This window comes from Arthrobacter luteolus NBRC 107841 (genome assembly GCF_001552075.1).
Lineage (GTDB): Bacteria > Actinomycetota > Actinomycetes > Actinomycetales > Micrococcaceae > Arthrobacter_B > Arthrobacter_B luteolus.
This window is the reverse complement of sequence record NZ_BCQM01000004.1, coordinates 320,527-339,445: the sequence shown is the minus strand read 5'-3', so window position 1 is coordinate 339,445 and position 18,919 is coordinate 320,527. Positions and strand designations below refer to the sequence as shown.

The window sequence follows — 18,919 nt, the reverse complement described above, 5'->3', positions numbered from 1 at the left end:
CTGGCTGGCTAGCTGGCTGGCTGTCTGTCTGAGTGGGCTGGCTGGCTAGGCGCGGTAAACGCTGATCGAGTCCGCCGCCACCCGGTCCGTCTCGCCGCCGGCCAGCCGCGCGCCGCTGCGGCGGCCGTCCGGGTCGGCCGTGGCAGCCAGGAGTTCGTACAGCCGGCCGTCGTCGGTGTCGACGCCGGTCGCGTGCAGGGTCTCCCGGTCCGGCAGGACCACGTCCACCGGCTCGTTCTGGCCGTTGATAACCACCAGGCCCGCGCGTTCGCCCTTTGCCGAGCCGAGCAGCAGCTGCAGCACCCGGCAGCCGGGATCGTGCCAGTCGGCTGCTGTCATGGGCTCCCCCGTGGCGCTGAACCACAGTAGGAACGCGTCGCGGGAGTCCGAGGGGAAGGCATAAGGCTGCAGGGCCAGGAACTCACGGCGGATGCGCAGCAGCCGCCGTGTGGCTTCCAGCATGCGCCGGGCGTCGTCGTCGAGCTCCCAGGACAGCCAGCTGATCCGGTTGTCCTGGCAGTAGGAATTGTTGTTCCCGTGCTGGCTCCGGCCGGTTTCGTCGCCGGCCGTGATCATGGGGACCCCGACGGAGAACAGCAGGGTTGCCATCAGATTCCGCGCGGTCTGGGCCCGCCGCACCAGAATAGCCGGATCTTCGGAGGGCCCTTCCATACCGTGGTTCCAGCTGCGGTTGTGGTTGGAGCCGTCCCGGTTGTCTTCGCCGTTGGCTTCGTTGTGCTTGTGGTTGTAGGCGGTGAGGTCCGCCATGGTGAACCCGTCGTGGGCCGTCACCAGGTTGACGGAAGACAGCGGTGTGCGGTCGGAGCGGGCGAACAGTTCCGCGGAACCGGACAGTGCGCCGCCGAGCCGGGCGAGGGATCCGGCCGGTTCTCCGGCGGCCAGGGCAGCCTGGTCCACCAGCCAGAAGTCCCGGACGGTATCCCGGAAATGGTCATTCCAGTCGGCCCAGCCCGGCGGGAAGTTCCCGGTCTGCCAGCCATCGGGCCCCAGGTCCCACGGCTCGGCGATCAGTTTGATGCCCTGCATCCCCGGATCGACGGCCAGGGCGACCAGCAGCGGGTGCCTGCGGTCGTAATGGTTCTCGGCGTCGCGGGCCAGCGTTGGAGCCAGGTCGAACCGGAAACCGTCCACATGGAACTCGCTGACCCAGTAGCGCAGGGAGTCCAGCGCCAGCTGGATCACCCGCGGTTCGCTGAAGTCCAGGGTGTTTCCGCACCCGGTGGTATCCAGGTAACGGCCGTCAGCGGTGTGCCGGTAGTAGACCTGGTCCCCGAGCCCGCGCCAGCAGAGGGCCGGTTCGTCCTGCGCGCCTTCCGCCGTGTGGTTGTACACGACGTCGAGGATCACTTCGATGCCTGCCTGGTGCAGGGCCCTCACCATGGCCTTGACTTCGTCCTGCACGGCCTGCGGGCCGGCTGCCTGCGCTGCTGCGGTGGCGTACCCGGCATGCGGGCTGAAGAACCCGAGGGTGTTGTAACCCCAGTAATTGCTCAGCCCCAGGTCCTGCAGGTGCGGCTCATCGATGTGGAAGTGCACCGGAAGCAGCTCGACCGCGCTGATGCCGAGCTCCAGGAGGTAACGGATGACCGCCGGATGGCCCATGCCGGCGTAGGTTCCGCGCAGCTCCTCCGGGAGGCCGGGGTGAAGCATGGTCAGCCCGCGGACATGTGCTTCATAAACGACGGTGTCCCGCCACGGCACATGCGGATGCTGGTCGTTCCCCCAGTCGAAGCCGGACTCCGTGGCGACGGAGAAGTACAGCGGCTGGCCGGTGTCGCCGTAGACCGTGTCGATCCCGCGGCCGTACGGGTCCAGCAGCAGCTGGAACGTACCCGGCTCGGCGGGCAGCGGAGCCCCGTGCTGCCAAAACCCGTAGCGGATTCCAGGCGCGAAACCGTCCACCCGGCCATGGTGGATGCCGGCGGAGCGGCGCTCCAGGAGGGCAGCGGTCCACCGGCCCGGCGTCCGTTCGAACCAGATATCCACCGCGTCCAGGCCGGGAGCGTACACCGAAACGTTGACGGCTCCCGGCACGTCCGGGACACCGGCAACACTGTCGTGCACTCCCAGCGGGAAGGCCCGCGAGATCCGCTCAGACGGAGTCAGTCTGCCCGGCGTGACGAGGTGTGCCATGGTGCCTCCCGGCGTCCCGTTCGGCTTAGGCGGAACGCTGCCGTGAAACTTCGTAGAGGGTAATCCCCACGGCCATGGAAGCGTTCAGGGATTCCATGGCGGAGTCGATGGGGATGGAGACAATCTGGTCGCAGTTTTCCCGGACCAGCCGGGAAAGCCCCTTGCCTTCCGAGCCGACGACGATGCAGACCGGTTCCTTGGCAAGCGCCAGATCGGGCAGGGAAACGTCGCCGTCGCCGTCGAGACCCAGAACGAAGATACCCATCTTCTTGAAAGTCTTCAGCGTGTTGTTCAGGTTGCTGGCGCGTGCCACCGGCACGCGGACAGCCGCACCGGCGCTGGTCTTCCAGGCGGCGGCAGTAACTCCTACCGAACGCCGCTCCGGAACGACCACGCCGTGGGCGCTGAACGCGGATGCGGAACGGATAATGGCACCGAGGTTACGCGGATCGGTGATGCCGTCCAGGGCTACGAACAGCGGGGCATTTTTGATGTGCCCCTTCTTCCAGGCTGCGAGGGTTTCCTCGGCAAGGTCCATGGGATCGGCGTATTCGTACGGCGGGATCTGCAGGACCAGGCCCTGGTGCACGGCCTCGTTGGTCATGCGGTCCAGCTCCGGCTTGTGTGTCTCCATCACCGGCAGCCCGCGCTCGGTGGCCATCTTCAGGGATTCCCGCACCCGGTCATCCATGTCGATCCGCACTGCCACGTGCAGGGCCTTGGCCGGAATACCGGCGCGCAGCGCCTCCACGACGGAGTTGCGCCCGGTGACCACTTCTTCGGCAACCTTGCCCCGGGCCGGAGCGTTCCGGCCACCCGCGCGCTGTCCGCCGTGCTTGGCGGCAGAGCGCTCGGAAAGCTGCTTGTTCTTGTAGGCCTTGTGGTAGGGGCGGTCCTCGGCCTTGGGCGTGGGGCCCTTGCCTTCAAGAGCCTTGCGTCCTAGGCCTCCGGTGCCCTGGCTGGGGCCCTTTTTGGCTTTGCGCATTGCGCCGGGTCGTCCGTTATTGGCCATGGGTTACACCTTAAGTAGAAGAAAGCACTACTTCTAGTTTACGCAGCCCGCTCCCCGGCCGCGTTCCATGCCCAGCGTGCGCCGCCGGAACAGGCCGTCTAGCCCGCGTCCAGGGACCAAAACGCGCCGTCGGGCGTGTCCTCAACCACCACTCCGGCTGCTGCCAGCGCGTCTCGGATGGCATCCGCCCGTGCCCAGTCCCTGGCGCTGCGTGCCTCGCTGCGTTCCCGCAGCCGATCCTGGATCAGGCTGTCCAGCGCCTGGTGCTCAGGGCCGGATGCCCGCGGTCCTGCCTGCACCGCGTCCAGGCCGAGGACTTCTGTCATCGCGCGGACCTGGGCCAGGGCGGTACGGACGGTTTCGAGGTCCGACGCCGCCAGGGCCGTATTGCCGGTGCGCACCGTCTCGTGCAGCACGGCCAGGGCCTGCGGAACATTCAGGTCATCGTCCATGGCTGCGCCGAAAGCTTCCGGCAGATCCGCCGGAGTTCCCTGCACACCCTCGCCCAGTTTGGCTGCGGCCTTGGCGATGAAACCATCGATCCGTTCCACGGCGGAAGCTGCTTCCTGCAGCGAGGTGGGCCGGTAGTCCAGCACGGACCGGTAGTGGGCCTGGCCCAGGTAATACCGGACGACCCGCGGAGAGGCCTCAGCGAGCATCTGCTCAGGGCTGATGGTGTTCCCGATCGATTTGGACATCTTCTCGCCCTCGAAGGTGACCATGCCGTTGTGCATCCAGAAGTTGGCGAAGCCGTCTCCGGCTGCGCGGGACTGCGCCATTTCGTTTTCGTGGTGCGGGAACCGCAGGTCCAGTCCGCCGCCGTGGATATCGAAGCGCGGGCCGAGGTATTTGGTGACCATTGCGGAGCATTCCAGGTGCCAGCCAGGCCGGCCGCGGCCCCAGGGACTGTCCCAGGCGGCTGTTTCGGGGTCGGTGTCCTTGTGGCCCTTCCACAGTGCGAAGTCCCGCGGATCGCGCTTACCCCGGGGATCGGCGTCGGGCGCTGCCTGCATGTCGTCGATGTTCTGCCGGGTCAGCGAGCCGTATTCGGGCCAGGAGCGGACATCGAAGTAGACGTCGCCGGAGCCATCCGGGGCGGGATAGGCGTGGCCGGCCTCGATGAGCCGCTGGATGAGCGTGTGCATTTCCGGAATATGGCCGGTGGCCCGGGGTTCGTAAGTGGGCCGCTGCACGCCCAGGGTGTCGTAGGCGCGGGAGAATTCCTGCTCGTAGCGGTAGGCCAGGGCCCACCACGGTTCGTCCGGAATGACTCCGGGAGCCGGCTCGGCGCCGGCGGATGCCTCCGCCTTGGCAAGGATTTTGTCATCGATGTCGGTGACGTTGCGGACTGTGGTCACGCGGAAGCCGCGGGCCTGGAGCCAGCGGGTGAGCTGGTCGAAGGCAATCGCGGAGCGGATGTGCCCCACATGCGGCAGGCCCTGCACGGTGGCACCGCAGTAGTACAGGCTCACCTGTCCCGGAATCAGCGGTTCGAAGTCCCGGACCTGCGCGGTTGCTGTGTCATAGAATCTCAGGCTCACTGCTCTAGGCTACCGCCTGCCGCTCCCCGCCCCGGCAGCTTCGTTACGGCTGGTCCGCGGCGACGACGGCGGTGGCCACCGCGGCGAGGCCCTCGCCCCGTCCGGTGAAGCCAAGCCCGTCGGTGGTGGTGGCCGAAACGCTGACCGGCGCTCCCGCGGCCTCGCTGAGGACGGCCTCGGCTTCGGCACGCCGGGGACTGAACTTGGGGCGGTTGCCGATCAGCTGCACTGAAATGTTCCCGATCCGGAATCCCGCTGCCCGCACCAGCCGTGCCGCTTCGGCGAGGAGGACAGTTCCCGCCGCTCCGGCATACTCGGGCCGGTCGGTGCCGAAATGGGTGCCGAGGTCCCCGATGCCCGCCGCGGAGAACAGGGCGTCCGCGGCCGCATGCGCCACCACATCTCCGTCCGAATGCCCGGCCAGGCCGCGCTCATTCTCCCAGTGCAGGCCTGCCACCCACAGGGGCCGGGGCGCATCAGCGGGGGCGAAGGCATGGACGTCGGTCCCGATGCCGGTACGGGGAAGGGAAGCGGATCCCATGGGTCAGTCCTCCTGCATGCTGGTGCCGTTGGAAAGCACGGCTTCAGCGAGCAGCAGGTCCAGCGGAGTGGTGATCTTCAGGGACATTTCGGAACCTTCCACCACGTGCACCGTGGCTCCAAGGCTCTCGGCCAGCATCGCGTCGTCGGTGATCGCCGCTGCCCGCTGCTCGTCAAACTCCGCCGCAGCAGCATGCGCCCGGCGCAGCAGCCCGGCGTCGAACCCCTGCGGCGTCTGCACGGCCCGCAGCGAGGAACGATCCGGAGTTCCGGTGACACGGAAGGGCGCAAGCGCCGCTTCATCGCCGTCCGTGGCCTCCACCGACTTGACCGTGTCAACCACGGGCACCGCTGGAATCACGGCCTCCGCTCCGGCAGCCAGGGCTGAGGCCACCCGGTGGAACACCTGCGCCGGGGCCAGGGCCCGGGCGGCATCGTGGACCAGGACGGCGTGAAGATCCTCCGGAAGGGCATTCAGCGCCGCGCGGACAGAATCTGAACGGGTGGCACCGCCGTCAACGACGGTAACGGGACACCCCAGGCGGATGGCGGTGCACAGAGCCCGAAGGGCCGCATCGGCTGCCGGAACCGCAACGCTGATGTGGGACGCGACGCCGGAGGCGTCCACCCCGCGCAGGGCGTGCGCCAGGAGCATCTCGCCTGCGAGGGGAACCTGCGCCTTCGGCATACCGTAGCCAAGGCGCTGGCCGGAGCCGCCGGCGACCAGGATGACGCCCACGCGGTACGGGCCGGGAATGGATTCAGACACATCCCAAGCCTAGTGGCCCGCGGTGCCGCCCGGCGCCGGCAGGGCCGTTAAACGGCGATTGCCGCCCCAATAGGAGCGGCAATCATCAACCGGGTGCCTAGCTGGCCAGGACTTCGTCCAGTACAGCGGCCGCCTGGTCTTCGTCAGTCTTTTCGGCCAGGGCAAGCTCCGAAATGAGAATCTGGCGGGCCTTTGCAAGCATGCGCTTCTCGCCTGCGGAAAGGCCGCGGTCGTGGTCGCGGCGCCACAGGTCGCGGACGACCTCGGCAACCTTGACGACGTCGCCCGAGGCGAGCTTCTCCAGATTTGCCTTGTATCGGCGGGACCAGTTTGTGGGCTCTTCAGTCAGTTCGGCGCGGAGGACATCGAAAACGTGCTCGAGACCTTCCTTGCCCACGACGTCGCGCACCCCAACGAGGTCAACGTTTTCAGCCGGTACTTCAATGGTCAGATCACCCTGTGCCACCTTGAGCTTGAGATACATCTTCTCTTCGCCCTTGATGGTCCGCATCTTGATCTCTTCGATCTTCGCGGCACCGTGGTGAGGGTAAACAACTGTTTCGCCAACCTCAAAAACCATGTGGACTTTCCCCTTTCCCGAACCTCAGTTTAGCATGCAAGCGACACGCCGAGAAGAGTTTGTGCAGGTCAGCGGCACGGGCCTGAAAACTGAGTAGTATTCGGCCTCGCACAGGTGCCGATCTGAGTAGTTCCGGCGGGCCCCCGTTGTCTCTAAATCCATGTTTTAAGGGGAATGCCGATAGGCTATGAAGCAAACGTTCCCCCGGTCCCCCGACCGCCACACTTCAGGAGTTTGTGCTGTGAGATTCACACCCAAGAACCGGACGCGGACCGCTGCCGCCGCCGGTGTTATCGCGCTGTCGCTGCTGGGCGCCACCGGCTGCAGTGCCGTGAACGATCAGGCAACCACCCTGGAGTACTCCCCGTCCGACGGCATCGTCCAGGACATCGGCGATCTGGAACTGCGGAACATCGTGGTGATCAGCGACGGCGACGGCGAGCCCGGCCGCCTGCTGGGCACCGTGGCCAACGCTTCCTCGGACCCCATCAACCTTGAACTGTCGATTGGCGGATCACAGCTCACCTGGAACATCCCGGCCGGCGGCAAGGTTGTCTACGACGACGCTCCCCAGTCCGAGGTCCTCGTCCAGACCGTCAACGTGGTTCCCGGCACCGGTATCCGGGCCGAAGCCACCGCCGGTTCCGAAACCGCAACGCTGAACATTCCCGTTGTTGATGGCCAGGTCCCGTACTACAAGGACTACCTGCCCACGCCGGAGGCCACCCCCACCAGCGAAGCAACCAGCGACGCTTCCGGTGAAGCCACGGCACCCGCTGCAGGCGAGGCAACCGGCACCCCCACCGGCACCGCCGCTCCGTAACCGGGCCGCAAACAAAGAACCAGCAAAAAGCAGGCCCCGTCCGAGGACGGGGCCTGCTTTTGCTTAAGGATCGTTCCCGCACCGGCAGCCAGCCTGCTGAGGCCAGGCGCCGACGGGCCGCCTCAGGCCTCGAACTTGTAGCCGAGCCCGCGGACAGTCACCAGGTGCCGGGGTGCTGAGGGATCGGGCTCGAGCTTTGCCCGCAGGCGTTTGACGTGCACGTCAAGGGTCTTGGTGTCCCCCACGTAGTCGGCGCCCCAGACCCGTTCAATCAGCTGGCCCCGGGTCATGACGCGGCCGGAGTTCCGCAGCAGCATTTCCAGCAGCTCAAACTCCTTCAGCGGCATGGACACCGCCTGGCCGTCCACACTCACCACATGCCGTTCGACGTCCATGCGGACGGGACCAGCCTGCACCGTCGCGGCATTAAAGTCCCCGGCGTCGCTCCGGCGCCGCAGGACTGCCCGGACCCGGGCCAGGAGCTCGCGGGACGAGTACGGCTTCGTCACGTAGTCATCGGCCCCAAGTTCCAGGCCAACCACCTTGTCGATTTCGGCGTCCCGGGCGGTCAGCATGATGATGGGGACGTCCGAACGCTGGCGGAGCTGCCGGCAGACCTCCGTTCCGGACAGGCCCGGAAGCATCAGGTCCAGCAGCACCAGGTCCGCTCCGGAGCGGTCAAATTCCACAACGGCGTCGATGCCGTTGTCCACGACGGCGACGTCGAACCCCTCACGTTCGAGCAGGTAGGACAGCGGGTCGCTAAAGGACTCTTCGTCCTCGACAATCAGGATCCTGCTCAAGCACTTACTCCTTGTTGGCCGGCGCAGGCGCGCCGGTGGTTCGTGGCGGCAGTTCCGCCTGTTCTTCTGGATCGGCGGTGTCCATCTCCGGAAGCCGCACGGTGAAGGTCGACCCCTGGCCCGGCTGGGACCAAAGGCTGATTTCTCCGCCGTGGTTGGAGACAACGTGCTTCACAATGCTCAGTCCCAGGCCGTTGCCGCCCGTATTTCTGGACCGTGCCGAGTCCAGTCGGTAGAACCGTTCGAAGACCCGTTCCTGGTCCTCGGCCGGAATACCCGGGCCCCGGTCAGTGACCGTGATTTGGGCCAGGCCGTCACGGGACCGGATCCCGACGCCCACCTGGCTGCCCTCGGGGGAATAGCGGATCGCGTTATCGATCAGGTTGCGGAACGCGGTGGTGAGCATGGGCCCGTCAGCGTAGACGGGGTTCTCGGCCGTTCCACCCACCACCAGGGTGATGTTCCGGTTCTCCGCCGGGAGCCGGTTGGCCTCCACGGCATGGGAAACAAGTTCGTTGATGTCCACCGGCTCGGCGTGGTCGGCCATGTCTGCGCCCTGCAGCCGGGACAGTTCGATGATGTCCTGCACCAGCGCCGCGAGCCGGACGGCTTCCTTGTTCATCCGCTTGGCGAAGCGCCGGACTGCTTCCTCATCCGCCGCCGCGCCGTCGATTGCCTCGGCCAGCAGCGAAATGGCACCGACCGGCGTCTTCAGTTCATGCGAAACGTTGGCGACGAAGTCGTTGCGCATCTCCTCGGTGCGGGTGGCTTCGGTGCGGTCGTCGGCAAGGATCAGGATGTATTCCTCGGCGATCGGCGCGACCCGCAGCTGGAGTATCAGGCTGCCCTGGCCGAGCAGGCCCCGGTGCAGTTCAACGTTTTTGTCCTCGATCACCCCGTCCCGGCGGACCCGGGCGGTGAGTGCGAGCACCTCGTCCTGCATCAGGGTGTGCCCGCGGACCAGCCCGAAAGCGTAGGCGCCGGGGCTTGCCCGGACCACACCGTCAATACCGTCCACGACGATGTACGCCCGGCCGAGGACGCCAAGGATCTCCGCGGCCCCTTCGGAGAGCGCAGGCTCATCCACTTCGGCCAGGTCGCGGCGGTGCCGCTGGCTGGACATATAGGCGACAACACCGAAGACGCCGACGGCCAAGCCAAGGATGCCGGACAGCAGTCCCAGCAGTACAGGATTCACAGTCCTAGCTTAGGCGGACGGAACGGTGCCGAACTGCGCTCCGGTGGCATTCACCCAAGCGTTAAACTAACGTTCACTTCAAGGGGGCCGTTCGTTCACCGGGTACTGGCAGCATAAACGGAGCCGTACCAGCTGGATGCCGGCTGTATAAATGTTCATCGAAAGGACGCATCAGTGCGCAAGGTTTTCCAGGCCGAGCTTCACCAGATCGGAGAGGAGCTGACCCAGATTTCCCAGCTCGTCACCGAGGCGATGAAGAAGGCCACTCTGGCGTTCGAGACCGCAGACACCGAGCTCGCCCAGGACGTGATCGCCGCCGATGCCCGCATTGATTTCCTGCAGAACGATCTTGACGAGCGGGCTATCGACATCCTGGCCCTTCAGGGCCCGGTTGCCAGCGACCTGCGGATGATTGTCGGGTCCCTGCGGATGAGCGCCTCACTTGAGCGGATGGGCGATCTGGCCCGGCACATCGCCCAGCTCGCCCGCCTGCGCTACCCGGCCAACGTGGCTCCCGATTCCATGGTCGAGACGTTCAAGGAGATGGCGCGCCTGGACATTGCCATCTCTGAACTCCTGACCGAGCTCCTGGAGACCCGCAACCTGGAGCTCAGCAAGGACATCTACGCACACAACACCCGGATCAATGAGCTGCACGTGAGCGTGTTCAAGGCTGTGGCCTCCCCGGAATGGAACAACTCCCCCGTCACCACCGTGGACCTGACGCTGGCCAGCCGCTACTTCGAGCGGTTCGCCGATCACGGTGTGTCGGTGACCCGCAAGGTCAATTACCTCGTGACCGGCGAATGGCAGCCGATTTCCGAGAGCCCGCTCTAAGTCAGCTGACTCCGGCCGGCAGGCCGGCACAGCAGCCAAAAGGCGCCCCTCCCGCGACGGGAGGGGCGCCTTTTGCGTGAAAACTACTTACTTCTTCTGCTTGCCCTGGTTTGCCACGGCCTGGATGGAAGCCGCTGCGGCCTCCGGATCCAGGTAGGTGCCGCCGGCCTTGACCGGGACCAGGTTCTCGTCCAGTTCGTACACCAGCGGGATGCCGGTGGGAATGTTCACGGCGGCGATGTCGGCGTCGGAAATCCCGTCGAGGTGCTTGACCAGGGCACGGAGCGAGTTGCCGTGCGCGGCGATCAGGACCGTCTTACCGGCCTTGATGTCCTGCGTGATCTCCGTTTCCCAGTAGGGCAGGAAGCGTTCCAGGACGTCCTTGAGGCACTCGGTCCGCGGCAGTTCATCGGCGCTGAGGTCCGCGTAGCGCGGGTCGTGCGCCTGGGAGAAGTCGCTGTCATCCGGCAGGGGCGGCGGCGGGGTGTCGTAGGAACGGCGCCAGAGCATGAACTGCTCCTCGCCGTACTCGGCCAGGGTCTGTGCCTTGTCCTTGCCCTGCAGCGCTCCGTAGTGCCGCTCGTTCAGGCGCCAGCTGCGCTTGACGTCAATCCAGATGCGGTCCGCAGCACCCAGTGCAATGTTGGCCGTGTTGATGGCCCGCTGCAGTCTGGAGGTGTAGAGAACATCCGGCAGAATACCGTTCTCCACCAGCAGCTCCCCGCCGCGGAGCGCTTCGGCCCGGCCCAGGTCCGTGAGGTCTACATCCACCCAGCCGGTGAAGAGGTTCTTTTCATTCCATTCACTCTGGCCGTGGCGCAGAAGGATCACTTTGTAGGTCATAAAATCATCGTATCGGAGAGGGCTGGCGGCGGGCAGGGCGGCAGCGTAACCATGGCGGTACAAGGCGTGCGGCGGCTGCTCCGGCCCCCGCGGTACCCGCTCCCGGCGGTTCCCGCTCCCGGCGGTTCGGAGCACACCCCGCGGGCCAGTAACATTGTTTGGTGAATTTTCCCCTCAAACCCGTTGGAAATATGACCCGGGGCACTACGAACCCCAACCGGCTGCGCCGGGTGGACCGCTGGCTGGCCGGTCCGGAAGCGTGGCGTCTGCGCCGGGCGGCCGATCCGCTGGTCATCGACCTTGGCTATGGGGCCACCCCGACGACGGCGGTGGAACTGCACAGCCGGATGGGCAGTGTGCGGCGGGACGTGAACGTGGTCGGCATCGAGATCGACCCGGGCCGGGTGCTGGCGGCGAAGCCGCTTGAACGCTCCGGCCTGAGCTTCCGCCAGGGCGGATTCGAGCTGCCCGTCGACGGACGGCGTCCGGTGATGGTTCGGGCCTTCAACGTGCTGCGCCAGTACAGCGAAGATGAATATGGTGCCCACTGGGACATGGTCCGCAGCCGTCTCGCGGACGGCGGGATTTTCGTTGACGGCACATGTGACGAAATTGGACGGCGTTCCACCTGGGTGGTGCTGGACCCCGCGGGTCCGGTCTCGCTGAGCATCTCGCTGCGGTTCGGCGCGTTTGAGCGGCCCTCCGACGTGGCCGAGCGCCTGCCCAAGGCCCTGATCCACCGCAATGTGCCCGGGGAACGGGTGCATACCTTCCTGCAGGCCATGGACAAGGCCTGGCTGGACGCCGCGCCGATGGCTTCCTACGGCACCCGGCAGCGCTGGATCTCCATGTGCCGGTCCCTGCGCAGCCAGGGCTGGCCGCTGCTGACCGGCCCGGCCCGGTGGCGGCTGGGGGAAATCACGGTCGCCTGGAACGCCGTCGCGCCTTCAGGGTCCTAGCGCGCCTTCAGGGTTCGAGGGCGCCGTCAGGGTCCTAGCGGCAGGCTGCCGCCCGGGGCCCGGAGGTTCCGGACGGCTACCAGGAACCGTAGGCTCCGCCGCGTCCCTTGGACTCGTTCAGTGCCGGGCGGACATCCGCCAGGTAAACCGACGCGGCGACCACGGCTGCCAGTTCAAAGAGCAGCAGGGCCAGCGGGCCGAACAGCAGGACGGAGAGCAGGCCCACCGCGGCGGCGCCGCCGGTGAGGCCCATCCAGAACCCCTTGGTCCGCTTGTAGGCACGCTCGAAATCCGCGGGCTTGCGCCGCGCGCAGTCCGCGAAGGCCCACAGCTCGATTCCCAGGGCCACGAGACCCAGGGCCAGGTAAAGCAGGTTCTGCAGCTCGAAGACTAAGATCACTGAGCCAGCCTACCGCGTCAGCGCCTGCTCAAGGTCGTTCCAGAGGTCCTCGATGTTTTCGATTCCCACCGACAGCCGCAGCAGGTTCTCCGGGACGGATACCGGTTCAGCCGGCTGCCGGCGCCGCCGCTCGATCAGCGATTCCACGCCGCCCAGTGAGGTGGCCGGCAGCCAGAGGTCCACCTTCTCGGTCACGGCGTCCGCCGCCGCTGCCCCGCCGGCGACTTCAATGCAGAGGATCGAGCCGAAGCCGTTCATCTGCGCCGCTGCCCTGGCGTGCCCCGGGTCGCCGGGGAGTCCCGGGTAGCGGACGTTTTCCACGGCGGGATGCTCCTGCAGCCGTATTGCCAGTTCCAGGGCCGTAGCCATCGACCGTTCCACCCGCAGGGCAAGCGTGCGCAGGCCGCGCAGAGCCAGCCACACCTCAAACGGGCCGCCCACAGCCCCGTGCAGCGACCGGTAGGTCAGCAGGCGGGCACGGAGCCCCGGGTCGGAGGTAACCGCCGCACCCAGGACGACGTCGGAATGGCCGGACAGGTATTTGGTCACGGAGTGGACGACGACGTCGGCACCCAGGTCCAACGGCCGGGTCACCAGCGGCGTGGAGAAGGTGTTGTCCGCAACCACGATGGCTCCGGCAGCGTGGGCCGCAGCGCTCACTGCCTGGATGTCGGCGACTTCCAGCATGGGGTTGGTGGGGCTTTCCAGCCACAGCATGGCAGCTCCGTCGAGCGCTTCGATCACCTCGGCGGTGTTGGCGATGTCCACTGTCCGGACGCTGATCCGGCCGTTCTGCGCGTCTTCGGCGGCCAACAGGAGGGAACCCTGGTAGCTGTGCCGCGGCATCACGAGGGTTCCGCCGGTGGGGATCAGGGACAGCGCGGCGATCACCGCGGCCAGTCCGGAGGAGTAGACCAGGGCGGGCAGCCCGGCGTTCTCGAGGGCGCCCAGCGCCTCCTCGAACGGCTCCCAGGTGGGGTTGGCGTACCTGCCGTAAACGCGGTCTCCGTCCCGGGTTTCGCCGGTCCCGTAGAACGTGGAGGTCAGGACTATCGGCGGGTTGACCGCCGCGTCCGCGGTGCGTTCCGGGCGCCCGGCGGACACCACGAGGGTTTCAGCTGACAGGTTCGCCGCATGGCGTTTCGGCTCGGTGGCTGTGCTCATGGGTTTCAGCCTAGACCTGCCCCGCGCCGCACCGCCGAACGTTTCGCTATGCTCCGTCATGTTTCGCCCGGCTCCCTGGCGCACCCCCTGGGACCCGTTGCCAGCGGCCGGCGCGGTGTTCCCAGCCTGACTGGGTAGGCTATGCGGGTGAGTATTTCGAAACCTTCCACCGGCCTCTTTATCGCCTTCGAAGGCGGCGACGGCGCCGGCAAGTCGACACAGGCTTCGCTGCTCACGGAAGCCCTGGAGCAGGCCGGCCGTCGGGTTGTCCGCACCCGCGAGCCCGGCGGAACTCCGGTGGGCGAGAAGCTGCGGGGGCTGGTGCTGGAACACGGCCACGGGGACATTGATCCCCGCACGGAAGCCCTGATCTTTGCGGCGTCCCGCGCCGCCCACGTCCAACAGGTGATCCGGCCGGCGCTGGAACGCGGCGACGTCGTCGTCTGCGATCGCTATATCGATTCCTCCGTCGCTTACCAGGGCGCCGGACGCGCGCTGGGCCAGGACTCCGTCCGGGGAATCAATGAATGGGCCACGGAGGGATTGGTCCCCGACCTCACCGTGCTGCTGGATGTTGATCCCGGCGCGGGCAGGAGCCGCCGAACGGCCTCCGCTGACGCCGAGGACCGGCTGGAATCCGAACCCGACGAATTCCACGGCAGCATCCGGAACGCTTTTTTGACGCTGGCAGAGGAATCCCCCGACCGTTACCTGGTGCTCGATGCCGGGCTCCCGGTTCCCGTGCTGGCCGGAAAAATCCTGGCCCGGATCGGCGGGCTGCTGCCGTGAGCGTCTGGGATGACCTGCAGGGGCAGGCGCCGGTAGTCGAGCAGCTGCGCCGTGCGGCTGCGGAAGAACGCCCTACCCATGCCTGGCTGTTCACCGGCCCGCCCGGATCCGGCCGGTCGAATGCTGCCAGGGCATTTGCCGCCGCCCTGCTGTGTGAAGCTGAGGACCCCTCCGCACGCGGCTGCGGGCAGTGCCGCGCCTGCCGCACCGCGCTGGCCGGTTCCCATGCCGATGTCTCCTCCGTCACCACGGAGAAGGTCACCATCAGCATTGACGAGGCCCGGGAACTGGTGAAGAAGGCGCAGGACAAGCCCTCCACCGGACGCTGGCGGGTGCTGATCGTTGAAGACGCTGACCGGATGCAGGAACGCAGCACCAACGTGCTCCTCAAAGCCATCGAGGAACCGCCGCCGCGGACCATCTGGCTGTTGTGTGCGCCCAGCCCGGGGGATGTGCTGGTGACCATCCGGTCCCGGTGCCGCCCCGTCGGCCTGCGGCTTCCTCCGGCGGCCGACGTCGCTGAACTCCTGGTCCGCCGCGACGGAATCGACCCCACCGTCGCCGAGGAAGCGGCCAGGGCTGCCCAGAGCCACGTTGGTGTGGCGAAGCGGCTTGCCACCGACGAAGGCGCCAGGGCCCGGCGGGAGAAGATCGTGCGCCTTCCCCTGTCCCTGCGCAGCGTTTCGGGTGCCATGAAGGTGGCCGCGGACCTGGTGGCCCTGGCCGAGGCGGAAGCCACCAGCTCCTTTGAACAGCGGAACGCCGAGGAGAAGGCCGCCCTGCTGGCGTCGCTCGGCGCACCGGAGACCGGCACCCTGCCGCCGTCCATGCGCAGCCAGGTCAAACGGCTGGAAGATGACCAGCTGCGCCGGGCCAAGCGGTCCAAGAACGACTACTTCGACCGGGCACTGACGGATCTGCTGTCTTTCTACCGCGATGCCCTGGTGCTTCAGCTGGATTCCGGAACCGATCTGGTCAATGAGGCGCTCCGCCCCGAGCTTGAGGCCTTCGCCGCGCGCGGCACGGCCGAAGCGACCCTGGCGCGCATGGAGGAAATCAACGCAGTCCGGCGCCGCTTGGTCACCACCAACGTCGCCCCGCTGCTCGCCATCGAAGCGATGGCAGTCAGCCTTTTGTGATTCACCCCCGCCACAGCGCCAGAACCCCTATGGACTCAGGAGCCGCACCAATGCCCCCAGTACGACGCCGCCCCCGGACTTACGTCCGCACCCTGCGCCGCGCCGCGGCAGCCGCCGGCTCCGCCGCCGTCGTACTGGCCTCGCTGGTTGCCTGCACACCGGACGATTCGCACGGTCCGGAGGAAGGCACACAGTCCGCGGCACCGGAGGTCATTGGCGATGTCCCTGCGGAACTTGAGGCGTACTACACGCAGGAAGTCGTGTGGGAACCCTGCGAAGAGGACTTCCTCTGCGCCAGCGTTGAGGTGCCCATGGACTACTCCGATCCCGGCGGCAGCAGCATCGGACTCGAAGTGATCCTGGCCGAATCCGGCGGCACACCGGAAGGGACCATCCTGCTGAACCCGGGCGGACCCGGCGGCTCGGGCTATGACACGGTGCTGGAATCCCTGGAAGGGGTCACCACCGACCGGCTGCGCGGCAGCTTCAACGTGCTGGGCTTCGATCCGCGCGGCGTGGGCCGTTCCACCCCGGTGGACTGCCTGAGCGATGCAGAACTCGATGAAGCACGGGCAGAAACGATCGATCCGTCCACGGATGCCGGTTTCGAGGAAGCCCGGGAAAGCGCCCGGACCTACGCCGAACAGTGCGCCAAGGAATCCGGAGACCTCCTGGGCTTCGTGGACACCGAAAGCGCCGCACGGGACATGGACATCCTCCGCGCCGTCGCCAATGATCCGAAACTGAACTATCTGGGCTTCTCCTACGGCACATTCCTGGGCGCGACCTATGCAGAGCTGTTCCCGGAGAACGTTGGGCGGATGGTGCTGGACGGCGGAATCGATCCCTCCGCCAGCAATGAAGAGATCACCCTGGGCCAGGCCCGCGCCTTCGAAACGGCCATCCGGTCCTACGTCGAAGACTGCCAGTCCTCCACCAACTGTCCGCTCGACGGCAGCGTCGACGACGGGGTGCAGACCATCCGCGATCTCATCAGCTCCGTTGAAGCGAGCCCCCTGACCGCGGCGGACGGCCGGCTGGTCAACGCCTCGACATTCGTCAGCGGGTTCATCCTTCCCCTGTACAACGACGCCAACTGGCCGGCGCTGACCCAGGCCCTCAGCTCTGCACTCCGCGGCGACCCCACGACCATGCTGATGCTCGCGGACCTCGGCGCGGAGCGGAACGAGGACGGCACTTACGCCTCCAACTCCTCCGAAGTGTTCAGCGCTGTGAACTGCCTCGACTACCCGATGGAAACCGACCGCGGGGCAATGGCCCTTGATGCCGAGGAACTTGAAGAAGCCTCTCCGACGCTGGGCCGGTTCCTTGCCTACGGCGGCCTGACCTGCGAGGCATGGCCGCACGCCCCGGTCAACGAACCGCACCGGATTACCGCTGAGGGCGCTGCCCCGCTGCTGGTCATCGGCACCACCGGAGACCCCGCCACCCCTTACGAGTGGTCGCAGGCACTGGCAGACCAGCTGGACTCGGCTGTCCTCCTCACCTGGGAGGCTGAGGGCCACACCGCGTACGGCCGCGGAAACCAGTGCATCGCCGATGCTGTGGACAATTACTTCATTGAGGGGACAGTGCCGGAGGACGGTTTGGTCTGTTCCTAGGTTCCGTTCGTGATTCCGGGAATCCATTCGTGGATCTGCCCCTGAAACTGGCCCGGTGCCGCTGGGGCGCATGTGCTTCCCAGCGGCGCTTTTGACCCGGGGTCTCCCGGCGTATAAAGTTATTCCTTGTGGATTCTGGCCGGTAGCCCGGTGCAGAGGAAGCCCGCCTCCTTAGCTCAGTTGGTAGAGCGTCTCACTCGTAATGAGAAGGTCGCCAGTTCGATTCTGGCAGGAGGCTCCCTATCGAAGCCCCCGGAGCCCATGGTTCCGGGGGCTTCGCTGCAGCAGGAGCCCGGCAACATTTGGGAGCAATCATCACCACCCTCACCACCGCCGTCCGGAGGCGCCCCGAATCCGTACGGGCAGCCGGGTACTGCCTCCACATCTTTTTCGGGGTAGGCATCCTGCTGATGCTCAGCGATCCGGTGGCGGGGATCATCGCCGTTATGCCCGTGGTGTTTGGCCTCATCGGAATCTTCCGCCAGCTCGGCGCCGCCCTCAGGCGCCGCCGGGCCCGCTCGACGAACTACCAGCCGTCCAGCACCTGGCGCAGCACCCCGGCAAACGCTTCAGGGTCACCGGCTCCCGGCCCAAATTCCGGCCCCAGGAAACCCCCGTGCCCGCCCGGGAAAGTCACCGGCAGCGTCCCCAGCCGGTCAGCGGTGACAGCAGCGGCGCGCGCCGCCATCGTTCCGGCAGAGGCCTCCCCCATCCCCACGACAATGCTCGCCGGACCGTCCCGGAGCCCGTCGAAGTCCGGCTGAAAAAGCGTGCAGGTCCGCAGGTTCCGGCCGAACAGTGGATCGTCTCTGGTGCCGTCGTCGGTTTCCGGGCCAGCGCCGTCGTCGGTTTCCGGGCCAGCGCCGTCGTCGGTTTCCGGGCCAGCGCCGTCGTCGGTTTCCGTGCCAGCGCCGCCGCCGGCGTCCGCTAGGCCGGACTCGGATTGCCCGGTACCGGCCGGAAACTCCCCTTGCCAGCCCGCATATGCCATGAACCGAGCCATGGCCGCGCCCCGGCCGTGCTCCTGATAGGTCTGCAGTATCGCTTCGATGCCGGCGACGGCCGCCTCCTGGTCCGGGAGGATTCGGGCCAGCGGGGGTTCGTGCACTACGAGGATCCGAACCAGGTCCCCCGCCTTTGCGGCGAAGGCCAGCGCATTGACCGCTCCCCCGCTGCTGGCGAACATATCCACCTGTGTACTGCCGAGCTCCGCGGCCAGCGCCTGGAGATCCTGGGCGTGCAGCTCCGGTGAATACTCTCCATCGGAGGATTCACTCCGTCCCGTGCCCCGGGGGTCATAGGTGACGGTGGTGCGGTCGGTGAACCGGGCGGCCAGCGCGCTGAAACCGCTTGCATCGATTGGTGAGCCGAACAGCAGCAGCGGCGGTTCCACGCTCTTCCTGACCTCCGCGACGTCGTAGGCGATGCGGGCTCCGGGGACCTCCAAGACATGGCTGGCAGAGCGGTGGATCATGGTGCTGCTCTCTTCACGTATCGGGCTTCACGTATCGGGCATATTTCCTGGCTGGTTCCGTGCAGTAGTCCGGGCCAACGATGTGGTGGCAGGCCCGCTTACGGGTCTTCTGCGGACTTCAGGCCCGCCCCCGGCTGGGGACAGCCAACCCTCGGAACGCAGATTTGTCAACGCTCCGGTGCGGCAGGCAGCAAGGTGTTCTCACGCCACCACCTGGGGAAACATGCCGTCCGATGAGCCAGCGCCAGCCGGAACCAAGTAGTTTCGGCTCA

18 protein-coding genes and 1 tRNA gene are annotated in these 18,919 nt (G+C 66.8%); 7 read left to right on the top strand and 12 right to left on the bottom strand.

The features are described from left to right. Positions 1–45 precede the first annotated feature (45 nt). The 6 genes from glgX to AL3_RS10200 form a co-directional block, all read right to left on the bottom strand. Positions 46–2,154 carry a glycogen debranching protein GlgX gene (gene glgX / locus AL3_RS10225; protein WP_066300176.1) on the bottom strand — a complete coding sequence of 703 codons (2,109 nt, stop codon included), beginning with the start codon at positions 2,152–2,154 and terminating at the stop codon, positions 46–48. A 25-nt stretch (positions 2,155–2,179) separates the two neighbouring features. Further along, positions 2,180–3,166: a 23S rRNA (guanosine(2251)-2'-O)-methyltransferase RlmB gene (gene rlmB, locus AL3_RS10220; RefSeq protein ID WP_066300174.1), complete on the bottom strand. Its 987-nt coding sequence runs from the start codon at positions 3,164–3,166 to the stop codon at positions 2,180–2,182. Positions 3,167–3,264: 98 nt separating this feature from the next. Further along, a complete protein-coding gene (cysS, locus tag AL3_RS10215; protein WP_066300172.1) occupies positions 3,265–4,707 on the bottom strand; it encodes a cysteine--tRNA ligase in 1,443 nt (480 codons plus the stop codon). A 43-nt stretch (positions 4,708–4,750) separates the two neighbouring features. Then, positions 4,751–5,248: a 2-C-methyl-D-erythritol 2,4-cyclodiphosphate synthase gene (gene ispF, locus AL3_RS10210; protein WP_066300164.1), complete on the bottom strand. Its 498-nt coding sequence runs from the start codon at positions 5,246–5,248 to the stop codon at positions 4,751–4,753. A gap of 3 nt (positions 5,249–5,251) precedes the next feature. Beyond that, complete coding sequence (gene ispD / locus AL3_RS10205; RefSeq protein ID WP_066300161.1) at positions 5,252–6,016, bottom strand: 2-C-methyl-D-erythritol 4-phosphate cytidylyltransferase; 765 nt, start codon at positions 6,014–6,016, stop codon at positions 5,252–5,254. A gap of 97 nt (positions 6,017–6,113) precedes the next feature. Next, positions 6,114–6,596, bottom strand: a complete 483-nt coding sequence (locus tag AL3_RS10200; RefSeq protein ID WP_066300159.1) for a CarD family transcriptional regulator — start codon at positions 6,594–6,596, stop codon at positions 6,114–6,116. A 241-nt stretch (positions 6,597–6,837) separates the two neighbouring features. On the opposite strand from AL3_RS10200, the gene AL3_RS10195 reads away from it, so the two are divergent. Next, complete coding sequence (locus tag AL3_RS10195) at positions 6,838–7,419, top strand: hypothetical protein (RefSeq protein ID WP_066300157.1); 582 nt, start codon at positions 6,838–6,840, stop codon at positions 7,417–7,419. Between the two features lie 122 nt (positions 7,420–7,541). Here the strand turns inward: AL3_RS10195 and AL3_RS10190 are convergent, their stop codons facing one another. Further along, the gene (locus AL3_RS10190; protein WP_066300155.1) at positions 7,542–8,222 is read right to left on the bottom strand and encodes a response regulator; all 681 of its coding nucleotides are present in this window, start codon (positions 8,220–8,222) and stop codon (positions 7,542–7,544) included. A gap of 4 nt (positions 8,223–8,226) precedes the next feature. After that, positions 8,227–9,420 carry a sensor histidine kinase gene (locus tag AL3_RS10185; RefSeq protein ID WP_066300153.1) on the bottom strand — a complete coding sequence of 398 codons (1,194 nt, stop codon included), beginning with the start codon at positions 9,418–9,420 and terminating at the stop codon, positions 8,227–8,229. Between the two features lie 174 nt (positions 9,421–9,594). On the opposite strand from AL3_RS10185, the gene phoU reads away from it, so the two are divergent. After that, the gene (phoU, locus tag AL3_RS10180; protein ID WP_066300149.1) at positions 9,595–10,257 is read left to right on the top strand and encodes a phosphate signaling complex protein PhoU; all 663 of its coding nucleotides are present in this window, start codon (positions 9,595–9,597) and stop codon (positions 10,255–10,257) included. 87 nt (positions 10,258–10,344) lie between these two features. Here the strand turns inward: phoU and AL3_RS10175 are convergent, their stop codons facing one another. Beyond that, entirely contained in the window at positions 10,345–11,100 is a 756-nt protein-coding gene (locus tag AL3_RS10175; protein WP_066300146.1) for a phosphoglyceromutase, read from the bottom strand. A gap of 191 nt (positions 11,101–11,291) precedes the next feature. Between AL3_RS10175 and AL3_RS10170 the strand changes: the two genes are divergently transcribed. Further along, on the top strand, positions 11,292–12,059 hold the full coding sequence (locus AL3_RS10170) for a methylase (protein WP_066300144.1): 768 nt from the start codon (positions 11,292–11,294) through the stop codon (positions 12,057–12,059). 76 nt (positions 12,060–12,135) lie between these two features. Here AL3_RS10170 and AL3_RS10165 read toward each other — a convergent pair whose 3' ends face one another. Then, the gene (locus AL3_RS10165; protein WP_066300141.1) at positions 12,136–12,459 is read right to left on the bottom strand and encodes a DUF2516 family protein; all 324 of its coding nucleotides are present in this window, start codon (positions 12,457–12,459) and stop codon (positions 12,136–12,138) included. Positions 12,460–12,468: 9 nt separating this feature from the next. Beyond that, positions 12,469–13,623: a trans-sulfuration enzyme family protein gene (locus AL3_RS10160; RefSeq protein ID WP_066300140.1), complete on the bottom strand. Its 1,155-nt coding sequence runs from the start codon at positions 13,621–13,623 to the stop codon at positions 12,469–12,471. A gap of 153 nt (positions 13,624–13,776) precedes the next feature. Here AL3_RS10160 and tmk point away from each other — a divergent pair, with 153 nt between their 5' ends. The 4 genes from tmk to AL3_RS10140 all read left to right on the top strand — a co-directional run bounded on the left by tmk (position 13,777) and on the right by AL3_RS10140 (position 17,411). Then, on the top strand, positions 13,777–14,412 hold the full coding sequence (gene tmk / locus AL3_RS10155) for a dTMP kinase (protein WP_066300271.1): 636 nt from the start codon (positions 13,777–13,779) through the stop codon (positions 14,410–14,412). After that, positions 14,409–15,551, top strand: coding sequence for a DNA polymerase III subunit delta' (locus tag AL3_RS10150; RefSeq protein ID WP_066300139.1), 1,143 nt, complete (start codon positions 14,409–14,411; stop codon positions 15,549–15,551). Before tmk ends, AL3_RS10150 begins: the two co-directional genes overlap by 4 nt. Positions 15,552–15,601: 50 nt before the next feature. Then, positions 15,602–17,173 (top strand): alpha/beta hydrolase, encoded by a 1,572-nt coding sequence (locus tag AL3_RS10145; RefSeq protein WP_066300138.1) that lies wholly within the window; start codon positions 15,602–15,604, stop codon positions 17,171–17,173. Positions 17,174–17,338: 165 nt separating this feature from the next. After that, positions 17,339–17,411 (top strand) — tRNA-Thr (locus AL3_RS10140). A gap of 288 nt (positions 17,412–17,699) precedes the next feature. On the opposite strand, the gene AL3_RS10135 is transcribed toward AL3_RS10140, so the two are convergent. Continuing rightward, entirely contained in the window at positions 17,700–18,647 is a 948-nt protein-coding gene (locus AL3_RS10135) for an alpha/beta fold hydrolase (protein WP_066300132.1), read from the bottom strand. Between the last annotated feature and the right edge of the window lie 272 nt (positions 18,648–18,919).

What these genes read in the sequence shown, in the direction of transcription:
- glgX (WP_066300176.1), bottom strand. Translation starts at nt 2,154, where the DNA reads ATGGCACACCTCGTCACGCCGGGCAGACTGACTCCGTCTGAGCGGATC.
- rlmB (WP_066300174.1), bottom strand. Translation starts at nt 3,166, where the DNA reads ATGGCCAATAACGGACGACCCGGCGCAATGCGCAAAGCCAAAAAGGGC.
- ispF (WP_066300164.1), bottom strand. Translation starts at nt 5,248, where the DNA reads ATGGGATCCGCTTCCCTTCCCCGTACCGGCATCGGGACCGACGTCCAT.
- AL3_RS10200 (WP_066300159.1), bottom strand. Translation starts at nt 6,596, where the DNA reads ATGGTTTTTGAGGTTGGCGAAACAGTTGTTTACCCTCACCACGGTGCC.
- AL3_RS10175 (WP_066300146.1), bottom strand. Translation starts at nt 11,100, where the DNA reads ATGACCTACAAAGTGATCCTTCTGCGCCACGGCCAGAGTGAATGGAAT.
- AL3_RS10170 (WP_066300144.1), top strand. Translation starts at nt 11,292, where the DNA reads ATGACCCGGGGCACTACGAACCCCAACCGGCTGCGCCGGGTGGACCGC.
- AL3_RS10160 (WP_066300140.1), bottom strand. Translation starts at nt 13,623, where the DNA reads ATGAGCACAGCCACCGAGCCGAAACGCCATGCGGCGAACCTGTCAGCT.
- AL3_RS10145 (WP_066300138.1), top strand. Translation starts at nt 15,602, where the DNA reads ATGCCCCCAGTACGACGCCGCCCCCGGACTTACGTCCGCACCCTGCGC.
- AL3_RS10135 (WP_066300132.1), bottom strand. Translation starts at nt 18,647, where the DNA reads ATGATCCACCGCTCTGCCAGCCATGTCTTGGAGGTCCCCGGAGCCCGC.